Genomic DNA, 9,889 nt, shown 5'->3' with positions numbered 1-9,889 from the left:
AATAAGATGAAAGTTTGACTTGCCTAAATCGATACCGAGTACTTGAATAAACATGATGGTCTACCTCCTGTCTAGCCTAATCTCAGCATAGTTGCTGAGAAGGGAGGCGGACCATCACATTAAGCCCCAAGTATTAGTTGATAAACCATCAGCTAAACTCAGGGCATCTTGCACCGTATTATGCGCGCTAAGCTAATTGTTCAGATGTTGCTGTAACGCCAGTTGATTTTTTTGATGTGCGCTAACATAGCGGCCATGCAGAAAATGGTACGACACCAAGCACATCAACATGACTACCGCTAACAATTCATACATACCGGAAAACTGCAGCAGCGGGATCACTTTACCCAAGAGCAATGGCCCTAATCCCACGCCAAGATCCATAAAAATGAAAAAGGTTGAATTGGCTTTGCCGATGCTGTCTGAAGGTGACAGTTTAATCACTATCGCTTGAGAACAAGACATAAAGGTACCAAAGCCCATGCCAATCAAGGCACCGGATGCCAACACTGCGATATTGCTGTCAGAGAGTCCCAACAAGCATAAGCCCGCCGCAAAAAGCACAAACGATGGCACCATGACAATATTATCGCCCTTACGGTCAAACAATTTACCCGTAAGGGGGCGACTGAGTAGCGTAAAAATAGCATACATAATGAAGAAGAATTTACCGCCAGTTTCCAAGCCCTTACTCGAGGTATAAGGTGAAATAAAACTCAGCAATGACGCAAAACCGATAGAGACAAAAAAAGTGATAGCTGACAGCGGTAGTGCTTCCACAGCAAAGAAAGATGAAAGTGAAAATCCCCGTTTTTTAGTTGCTGCGGCAGTTGCTGGCAGCACACTGTTAGGGGGAACCAGCATAAAGGTCAGCACGCAACCAATCAGCAGTAATACTGACGACAACATGAGGTTAAGGCTCAAATCGCCATCACGGTATGCGTACAAACCAGCGAATGGACCAATAGCGGTAGCTAAAGTAACAAACATCGAAAAGTAGCTGGTGCCTTCGCCACGGCGTTCACTGGGAACCATCTGCGCCATAATGGTGGCAGTGGCGGTAGACGCCGCCCCGAAACCCACACCTTGAATAAATCGCACCAGGCAAAGCAACACAATATTTTGTGTCCATAGGTTAGCAATCGCCGACAGTAAAAATACGAGCAACCCAACATATAAACACAGCTTAGTGCCAATACGCTCAATGGATCGCCCCACAAACAGCCTAGCCGCTAAAGCCCCCAAGATGATAATGCCACAAGCCAACCCCGCCACACTTAACGAAGCATGCAATGTGTGTAGGGTGTAGTCAGTAATTACCACCATTGTCAGGTAGTAGGCCAGATTAATTAAAAAACAGATAATGCAATCGATAAGATAATTTTTTGTCCATAGGACACTTTTGGTCGTAGTCATATTTATTAAGTGATTTCGAAGAGAATGGAGGATTATTTGATGATCAGTACCGGGACTAAAGAATGCTGCACAACCGCATGGCTAACACTGCCTAGGAATTCGCGGATCCCGGTAAGGCCGCGGCTGCCAAGAACGATAAGATTGCAGTTGTGTTCTTCGGCAAAACGCAGCAGCACGTAGGAGACATTTTGCCCACGCAAACGATGTAGTTTTACCATTTCCACTGCGGCGACTTTGTCGCGTAGTTGGTTGAAAATAGCATCGCGTTGACATTGTATATCTTCATCAACCACTTCAACCCCGGTGCGTAACGGCGCCACTTCTTCCACAAATACTACGTCAACACTGATTTGCGGATTTTCCCGTAACTGCTGCAAGGCGATATCCAGCGCTTTAGCAGAAAGTTCTGCGCCGTCATATGCCACTAAAATTCGTGTTCCTAACATAATTATTTCCAAGATTGTTGTTCTCAAGGCAACACGCCGCCGCCAGCAAAAGGCAAGCTTTGCTGTATTTGTTATCGAAGGGATAGCCTTGAAAGTGCTAAAAGAAGGTAACGCGAGGAGTTATATCATTGATATTTAATAATTAAAAATATATATTTTTAGATATATTAATATACTTTTGGTTATTGAAATGACATTAACCCAATTAAGATCGTTTTTGGCCATTGCCGATATTGGAAATATGACCCGCGCCGCCGAACGCCTGCATGTAGCACAACCTGCACTTAGTAAAACATTGGCGAATTTGGAACAAGAGTTGGGGGTTGCCTTGTTTGATCGCCAAGGACGACGACTGCAATTAAATGCCTTTGGCAAGGTATTGCTGGAGCGCAGCAAACGGGTATTTAGTGAGTTAGAACAGGCCAAACAGCAGTTAACCGATATGGCAAGCAACAATGCGGGGCATGTCACTGTAGGGGTGACCACCTCACAAATTCTGCCCAACATTTTTGTCGACTACCTATCACAGCATACAAATGTGAAATTCAAACTATTTCAGGTAGCTGGCCGCTATGAAATCGCGCGGCAACTGCGCGATGGCGTGTTTGATCTGTGTATTACCTCCCTGCCGATTACACAACTGTCAGGTAACAACACTGTTGCAGAGCGAGAACTGTTTACCGAAGAGCTATTCTTAGCCGTACGCACGGATCATCCACTGGCCAAACGGCAACAAGTGGCGCTTAGTGAAGTCGCCCAAGAAAAGTTCCTCAGCTATCCGCGGGAAGACGGTTTTCGGGAAATCACGGATAACTTCTGTCGGCAAGCAGGCTTTCGCGCCAATGTTGTCTTTGAAAGTTTCGATACCGCGGTTATTGCTGATTTAGTACGCGCCGGGGCGGGAGTCGCAATTCTGCCAAGGCTATGGTGGGATGTTGGCAATAGTCAGCAACTGGTGAAACTACCGATCAGCTGTCCCCACCTCAAACGCAGTATTCTGTTGTCGTGGATGGAAAATCGTTATCTATCACCTACCGCCCGGAATTTCGGCGACTTTGTTAGCCAATATCTGCAAAACAAACGCAGCCAGCATTCATGCGAGTAAACGACTTATCTGGGAATTTATCCGCCCCAAAACAAGCAGTAAGCGGTATCAAACGGTAAGCTGCACAAAGATAGTGCGGTGCTATATAGACACCGCAACTGAGTATAAGCGGTTAATTATGGCGGGAAATTATAACGGGCCACATCCGTGGATGCGGCCATCAAACAACGCTTAAGGGCGATAGACCTTCACATTTTGATAGCCTTGTTCCAGCAGATACAGCGCCTGCAGTTTGCTCATCACGCCGCGCTCACAGTACAGCAGATAGGTTTTACTGCTATCGAGTTCAGCAAAGGCGCTGGACAGCTTAAAGAACGGAATGTGTTGCACTTCAGCCCCGGCCACTTGTAGCGGACGGCGTTCCTCTTCTTCTGGCGCACGAATATCCAGTACCACCTGTTCTGCAGCGACGCTGGAAACGGTTTCTGTTTCGGTGACTTTGGTATCCATAGCTTTTGGTATCTCCCGGATATCAATAACTTCGGCAGCCTCCAGCACTTTATCCAGCAGATCTGGCGAAAACTTCAGTTCTTCGGCTTCCACTTTCGCTAATACCGCTTTAACCGTAGGACGCTGAGAGATCACCCCACAGTACTCCGGCATTGACTTGGCAAAGTCCTCGGTACCAATTTTGCGACTTTCATTGATGATATCTTGCTTATCCATAGTGATCAGCGGGCGTAAAATCAAGGTATCGGTACAACGATCTATTACGTTAAGATTAGTCAACGTCTGGCTCGACACTTGTCCCAGGCTCTCCCCTGTCACCAAAGCTTGAACACCCATGCGCTCCGCAACCCGACTCGCCGCACGCATCATACAACGCTTAAGGATAACGCCCATTAAGCCATGGTCGATACGCTCCAGAATTTCTGCAACCACCGACTCAAATGGGATGGTGACAAATTTTACCTTATGGGATTCACCATAAGTTTTCCATAAATGATAGGCCACCTGTTTAACGCCTATCTCGTGTTGGGCACCACCAAGGTTGAAGAAACAGTAGTGAGTACGGGCACCTTTTTTGATGAACTGAAAACTAGAAACCCCGGAATCAAACCCACCGGAAATCAGTGACAGTACATCCTCCTGAGTGGCCATCGGGAAGCCACCGAGACCCGGCACCTTTTTCTCCACCAAATACAGCTTGTCGTTATTGATTTCGAGATTCACTGTAATGTCAGGATTTTTCAGTTTTACGCCAGCAGCTTCGGTATGTTGATTCAGACCACCACCCACGTATTTCTCCACATCAATAGAGGTGAAATCATGGTGGCCGCTACGTTTAACCCGCACACAAAAAGTCTTTCCCGCTAGCTCATCGCCAAATGCTTTCAGCGTGTGCAGGTAAATATCGTGCACTGTCTCGAACCCATATTCATTCACCCGCGCCACCGTGGCAATCCCGGGAATACAGGTCAAACGGTCACCGATAGGGTCCAGCAATTCCGGTTTATCTTGTGGTACTCCCACCATGATGCGATCCCACTGTTTTACCACAGTGACGCTTTCATCAACTTTCTTTAGGACATTCCGGATATTGGATTCCAGCATTTTGGTGAAGCGCAATCGCACTGGCTTGCTCTTCATCATGATTTCGGGGTACAGCTTAACGATAAACTTCATGGATTTTCCGCAGCATAAAACGTGGTCAAAAAAGCAATCGCGGGATTATAGCAAAGTGCCGGAGGCAGTCACAGTAAGGATGTTAAAAACACAAACCGGCCATTATGCCGGTTTGTAGGGTTAACTGTGCGTGGCAGCTCAGCGATTCGGTGTGACCTGAAGTTCATCTGACTGTTTGGCTTTGCCCTGCTCTATTGCTATCTCGACCCTGCGATTACGGGCACGATGCTCAACCGAGTCATTGGGCACCAGTGGGTTAGTATCAGCCAGCCCCACGACTTTCATCCGTTCGGGGTCGAAACCTTTTACCCTAATCAGCTCGTGCGCTACGGCTAACGCCCGTTGCGCTGACAGATCCCAGTTCGACTGATATAGCTCATTGCTGATCTGCATATCGTCGGTGTTACCGGAAACGGTCACAATGCCAGGCACATCCTTCAGCAGTTCACCAATCGCCCGGATCACCGGTTTAAATTGTGGTTGCAGGAACCCTGACCCCGAGGCAAAAGAGCCTTTTTCTCGAATACGAATGATAATTTGCTGACCCAGTGATTCAATTTCGATGGCACCATCCACAATCTCTTTATCGAGCTTCTCCGCCATTTTCTTGACTTGCTCATTGATCTGCTGCTGCGCCGCATCATTTTTCTGAGTGCGCTTATCTTCCGCTTGCTCCTGAGCGGTGGCAGAAGATTCCCCGCCGCGCTGTTCTCCCTTTTGCTGCTGAACCCCACCAGCGCTCTCATCATCGCCCGCTTGGAAGGTCAGTGTTGGCTGAGTCATCTCATTGGTTTGTTGGTTAATGACTTCAATGGGTGACGGATCAGGACGACCGGGGCGGAATTCTAAAGCAATGACCGATGTTCCTTTCGGAATATCTTTCACTTCCACTTTATTTTGCACCCCGAATGCGTATTTCATCGAACCGGCAATCTGCTTGAACTTAAGCACGTCCATCTCAGAAAAAGACAGCAGCAATACGAAGAAGCACATCAGCAGTGACATCAGATCCGAAAACGTAGCTAACCACGGCGGGGCGGGTGGTGGGCAATCAGGACACTTTGGCTTGGCCATCAGTTATTCCCCACCGGTTGTGTCTATCTTGCGTTTTTTCTCAGCTAGATAGTTTTTCAGAAAGCTCTCGATAACACGCGGGTTTTGGCCATCCTGTATCGCCAGCACCGCATCCATAATCAGATTACGGTTGAGCATCTCTTCGTTCATGCGCAATGCCAGTTTGTCGGCAATGGGTAACGCCACCAAGTTTGCCAGCAGTGACCCATAAAGGGTGGTTAACAACGCCACCGCCATTGCCGGGCCAATCGACTTAGGGTCATCCATGTTAGACAGCATCGCCACTAGGCCAACAAGTGTTCCAATCATTCCCATAGCGGGTCCGACATCCCCAAAAGCTTTGAAAATTGCGATGCCTGATTTATGCCGTTCTTCGGTGAGTACAATGTCTTTTTCCAGCGCCTCACGCACGACGTCGCCATCGTGACCATCCACCAGCATATCCACTGCTTTTTGCATAAAGGAGTTAGAAATCTGCGCTTCTTCCAGTGCCAGAAACCCCCCTTTACGAGCGGCATCCGCCATCGTCACCGACTGTTCTATAAGATCTTCTGGATTATCGAGTTTGAACATAAAGGCTTTGGCAGCAATTTTCATGGCGCCCAAGTATTGTTTTAAGTTGAACTTCATCATCACCACAAAGATGGAGCCCACGAAAACAATCAATACCGAAGGAACGTCAACGTAGATAGAGATGCCGCCGGCACTGATCATGGCCCAGAACATCACACCAAACGCGCCAACAATGCCTATCAGGGTTGCTAAATCCACTCTTGCTCCTCGATTTTCTATAGTCGCGTCATCCACCGGGATGATGCTTTTTCTGGGAAACTGGCCACGGCTTTGCCAGAATACTCCCCTAGAAAGGGAATGTTACACTTTTCAACGGCTTCTATTTTGGTTTATCGGATCAAACTTAGGCAAGTTTAGAGGGATTTTAACCCCGGAAGAAAATATTTTTATGGCAAAGCGTGCTTTTGAGCAAATAACCAACGCCTGCATTTGACCCATTTCGGTTGCTGCTATAACGTGTGCACCAACACAGTTGCCGCCAGTCCTACTCCGAACCCCTTGCTGCCCAGCCTCGATTCCCGATTCAGATAGCTGGTATACTCTGTCGCAGTGTAAATCCAAGGAAACCAACGTGGCTAAAAAACCTGAAAACCTCAGCTTTGAAGAGTCCTTGAACGAGTTAGAGCAAATAGTAACCGAACTGGAACAGGGTGATGTGTCTCTGGATGATGCGCTGAAACAGTTTGAACGTGGTATCAGTCTGGTACGCGGCAGCCAAAGTAAACTGGAACAGGCGCAACAGAAAGTTGCCATCCTGCTGGCGGATGATCCCCAGGCACCGCTGAGTCCATTTGATGTCGAGGAACAATAATTGCTAACGGAAGCCATCAATCGCTGCCAGCAACGGATCAACCAGCATCTGAGCTCGATTTTCGACGCCATTCCTGAAAACGAACCACGATTAAAAGCTGCCATGCGCTATGGTGTACTGTTGGGAGGCAAACGGGTTCGGCCATTTTTAGTATATTCAGTGGGCGAAATGCTCGGGCTCAAAGCCGAACAACTTGATGACTGCGCGGCAGCAATTGAGTGCATTCATGCCTATTCACTGATCCATGACGATTTACCCGCCATGGATAATGATGAATTGCGCCGAGGTCAACCTACTGTTCACGTTGCCTTTAATGAAGCGACAGCGATTCTGGCCGGCGATGCTTTACAAACGCTGGCATTTGAGCTGATAAGTCGAAACGATTCAGGGTTTAACGCATCACAGCAGTTGCAGATGGTGCAGGTGCTAGCCAAAGCCTCTGGCTATCTTGGTATGTGTGGCGGTCAAGCCTTGGATCTGGCGGCAACCGATCATGAGATACCACTTGCCGAGTTGACTCGGTTGCATCGGTTAAAAACTGGGGCGCTCATCAGTTGTGCAGTAGAGTTAGCGGTTATTGCCGCTGATATTGCCGATACCGAAAAACGCCAGTTAATGATTTATGCCGATGCCATTGGCCTGGCATTTCAAGTGCAGGACGATATTCTGGATATCATCGGCAGCACAGAAGAGTTAGGCAAACCTCAAGGCTCCGATACTCGCGCCAATAAAAGCACTTACCCCAGATTACTGGGACTGGAAGGGGCAAAAGCCACCGCCGAGAAACTGCTGCAAGAGGCACTATCGGCCATAGGCAATTTGCCCTACAATAGCCGACTAATTGCTGAATTCGCGCGCTATATTATTGAGCGGCGAGTATAAAACTAGAGACAAAGTAGCTCCCTATGAGTCTGGATATCACTCAATTTCCGGTATTGGCACAGGCCAATACACCCGAAGAGTTGCGCCAGTTGCCACAGGCCTTGTTGCCGCAACTAGCAGACGAACTCAGGGCTTTTTTGCTGCAATCTGTAGGGCAGTCCAGTGGTCATTTTGCTTCTGGACTGGGTACTGTAGAGTTGACCGTAGCACTGCATTATGTGTACAACACCCCGTTTGACCGGTTGGTGTGGGATGTCGGTCACCAGGCGTATCCACATAAAATCCTCACAGGACGTCGGGATCAAATGCACACCATTCGTCAGAAAGGTGGCCTGCATCCATTTCCGTGGCGCGGTGAAAGCGACTATGACACCTTCAGTGTTGGCCATTCCAGCACATCGATTTCAGCAGCACTGGCAATGGCTATCGCGGCTGATAAAGAGCAAGCTGGCCGCCGGGTAGTGGCGGTGATAGGCGACGGCGCCATGACCGGTGGTATGGTGTTCGAAGCCATGAATCATGCCGGTGATTTGCATAAAGATATGCTAGTGGTGCTCAACGATAACGAGATGTCTATCTCGGAAAACGTAGGAGCACTCAACAAGCATCTGGCGCAATTAATGTCTGGCCGCTTCTACTCCAGTATTCGTGAAGGTAGCAAAAAAGTGCTGCAAGGTATGCCCGTCATCAAAGAGATGGCGCGGCGTACTGAAGAACATCTGAAAGGTATGATGGTTCCTGGCACTTTGTTTGAAGAACTCGGTTTCAATTACATCGGCCCCATTGATGGCCATGATGTCAATGCACTGGTAGAAACGTTGCGCAATATGCGTAATCTCAGTGGTCCGCAGTTACTGCACATCATGACCAAAAAAGGCAAGGGGTATGAACCGGCCGAGAAAGATCCTATCGGTTGGCATGCAGTGCCAAAATTTGATCCCAGCCAATTCCGCAAGCCTGCAGCGCAGGCAGGTTTACCCTCTTTCTCTGAAGTTTTTGGTAAATGGCTGTGTGATATTGCTGCCCTTGATGACAAAGTCGTTGGCATTACTCCGGCCATGCGTGAAGGTTCCGGCATGGTGGAGTTTTCCCAAAAGTTCCCAGAGCAATACTTTGATGCGGCAATTGCTGAACAACATGCTGTGACCTTGGGTGCAGGCTTCGCCTGTGAAGGCTACAAGCCAGTAGTGGCGATTTACTCCACTTTTTTGCAACGTGCCTATGATCAAGTAATCCATGATGTTGCCCTGCAGAAACTGCCGGTACTGTTTGCTATCGATCGTGGTGGTATAGTCGGGGCCGATGGCCCAACACACCAAGGCGCCTTTGACATGAGTTACCTGCGCTGTATTCCTAACATGGTTATCATGGCGCCCTCTGATGAAAATGAATGTCGGCAGATGCTCTACACTGGCTATTGCTATCAAGATGGCCCCACCGCCGTACGCTATCCCAGAGGCAGTGCGACTGGAGCTCATCAAGAGGAACAAATGACGGCCCTAGCAATTGGGAAAGGGGTTCTGAAACGCCAAGGTAAGAAGCTGGCAATTATCAACTTCGGTACCACACTAGCAACCGCGCTGGACGTTGCAGAAACGTTAGATGCAACGGTTGCTGATATGCGTTTTGTTAAACCGTTGGATGAAGCCTTATTATCGCAACTGGCTACCACACATGAGCTACTGGTAACCCTTGAGGAAAACGCCATTATTGGCGGTGCCGGCAGCGGTGTACTGGAGTATCTGGCGAGGAAACAGTTATGTAAGCCAGTGCTGCAGTTAGGTCTGCCTGATGAATTTATCAAGCATGGTAGCCCCCAAGAAATTTTGGCAGAGCTGCAACTGGACAGTCCAGGGGTATTAGGGCAAATCAAAGCCTTCATGGATCAACATCAGAGTTAAAGCATAAAAAAGCCAACCAACTAAAAAGGTTGGCTTTTTTATGTCATCCGTCCAC

Annotated in this window: 9 protein-coding genes; 4 read left to right on the top strand and 5 right to left on the bottom strand. The window is 48.3% G+C overall.

The features are described from left to right. Window positions 1–192: 192 nt before the first annotated feature. Complete coding sequence (locus tag IE064_RS09710) at window positions 193–1,416, bottom strand: MFS transporter (RefSeq protein WP_268244749.1); 1,224 nt, start codon at window positions 1,414–1,416, stop codon at window positions 193–195. Window positions 1,417–1,448: 32 nt separating this feature from the next. Next, entirely contained in the window at window positions 1,449–1,862 is a 414-nt protein-coding gene (locus IE064_RS09705) for a universal stress protein (RefSeq protein ID WP_189617635.1), read from the bottom strand. Between the two features lie 190 nt (window positions 1,863–2,052). Here IE064_RS09705 and IE064_RS09700 point away from each other — a divergent pair, with 190 nt between their 5' ends. Then, on the top strand, window positions 2,053–2,967 hold the full coding sequence (locus IE064_RS09700) for a LysR family transcriptional regulator (protein WP_189617634.1): 915 nt from the start codon (window positions 2,053–2,055) through the stop codon (window positions 2,965–2,967). Between the two features lie 171 nt (window positions 2,968–3,138). Here IE064_RS09700 and thiI read toward each other — a convergent pair whose 3' ends face one another. The 3 genes from thiI to pomA all read right to left on the bottom strand — a co-directional run bounded on the left by thiI (window position 3,139) and on the right by pomA (window position 6,438). Next, window positions 3,139–4,593: a tRNA uracil 4-sulfurtransferase ThiI gene (gene thiI, locus IE064_RS09695; protein WP_189617633.1), complete on the bottom strand. Its 1,455-nt coding sequence runs from the start codon at window positions 4,591–4,593 to the stop codon at window positions 3,139–3,141. Between the two features lie 138 nt (window positions 4,594–4,731). Continuing rightward, window positions 4,732–5,667 (bottom strand): flagellar motor protein MotB, encoded by a 936-nt coding sequence (locus IE064_RS09690; protein ID WP_189617632.1) that lies wholly within the window; start codon window positions 5,665–5,667, stop codon window positions 4,732–4,734. A 3-nt stretch (window positions 5,668–5,670) separates the two neighbouring features. Beyond that, window positions 5,671–6,438: a flagellar motor protein PomA gene (pomA, locus tag IE064_RS09685; protein WP_189617631.1), complete on the bottom strand. Its 768-nt coding sequence runs from the start codon at window positions 6,436–6,438 to the stop codon at window positions 5,671–5,673. A gap of 373 nt (window positions 6,439–6,811) precedes the next feature. Here pomA and xseB point away from each other — a divergent pair, with 373 nt between their 5' ends. The 3 genes from xseB to dxs are packed head-to-tail and all read left to right on the top strand — an operon-like array spanning window position 6,812 to window position 9,834. Continuing rightward, complete coding sequence (xseB, locus tag IE064_RS09680) at window positions 6,812–7,051, top strand: exodeoxyribonuclease VII small subunit (protein ID WP_133038125.1); 240 nt, start codon at window positions 6,812–6,814, stop codon at window positions 7,049–7,051. Next, window positions 7,052–7,933: a (2E,6E)-farnesyl diphosphate synthase gene (ispA, locus tag IE064_RS09675; protein ID WP_189617630.1), complete on the top strand. Its 882-nt coding sequence runs from the start codon at window positions 7,052–7,054 to the stop codon at window positions 7,931–7,933. Between the two features lie 23 nt (window positions 7,934–7,956). Continuing rightward, entirely contained in the window at window positions 7,957–9,834 is a 1,878-nt protein-coding gene (gene dxs / locus IE064_RS09670; protein WP_189617629.1) for a 1-deoxy-D-xylulose-5-phosphate synthase, read from the top strand. The last annotated feature ends 55 nt before the right edge of the window (window positions 9,835–9,889 follow it).

The sequence above is a fragment of the Shewanella fodinae genome, from assembly GCF_014651955.1.
GTDB lineage: Bacteria > Pseudomonadota > Gammaproteobacteria > Enterobacterales > Shewanellaceae > Shewanella > Shewanella fodinae.
Note: the sequence above shows the minus strand (reverse complement) of the source record. Positions and strands in the feature narration are given on the sequence as shown.

Coding starts and splice junctions, on each gene's coding strand:
- IE064_RS09710 (WP_268244749.1), bottom strand. CDS start 1,416: ATGACTACGACCAAAAGTGTCCTATGGACAAAAAATTATCTTATCGAT.
- IE064_RS09705 (WP_189617635.1), bottom strand. CDS start 1,862: ATGTTAGGAACACGAATTTTAGTGGCATATGACGGCGCAGAACTTTCT.
- IE064_RS09700 (WP_189617634.1), top strand. CDS start 2,053: ATGACATTAACCCAATTAAGATCGTTTTTGGCCATTGCCGATATTGGA.
- thiI (WP_189617633.1), bottom strand. CDS start 4,593: ATGAAGTTTATCGTTAAGCTGTACCCCGAAATCATGATGAAGAGCAAG.
- IE064_RS09690 (WP_189617632.1), bottom strand. CDS start 5,667: ATGGCCAAGCCAAAGTGTCCTGATTGCCCACCACCCGCCCCGCCGTGG.
- dxs (WP_189617629.1), top strand. CDS start 7,957: ATGAGTCTGGATATCACTCAATTTCCGGTATTGGCACAGGCCAATACA.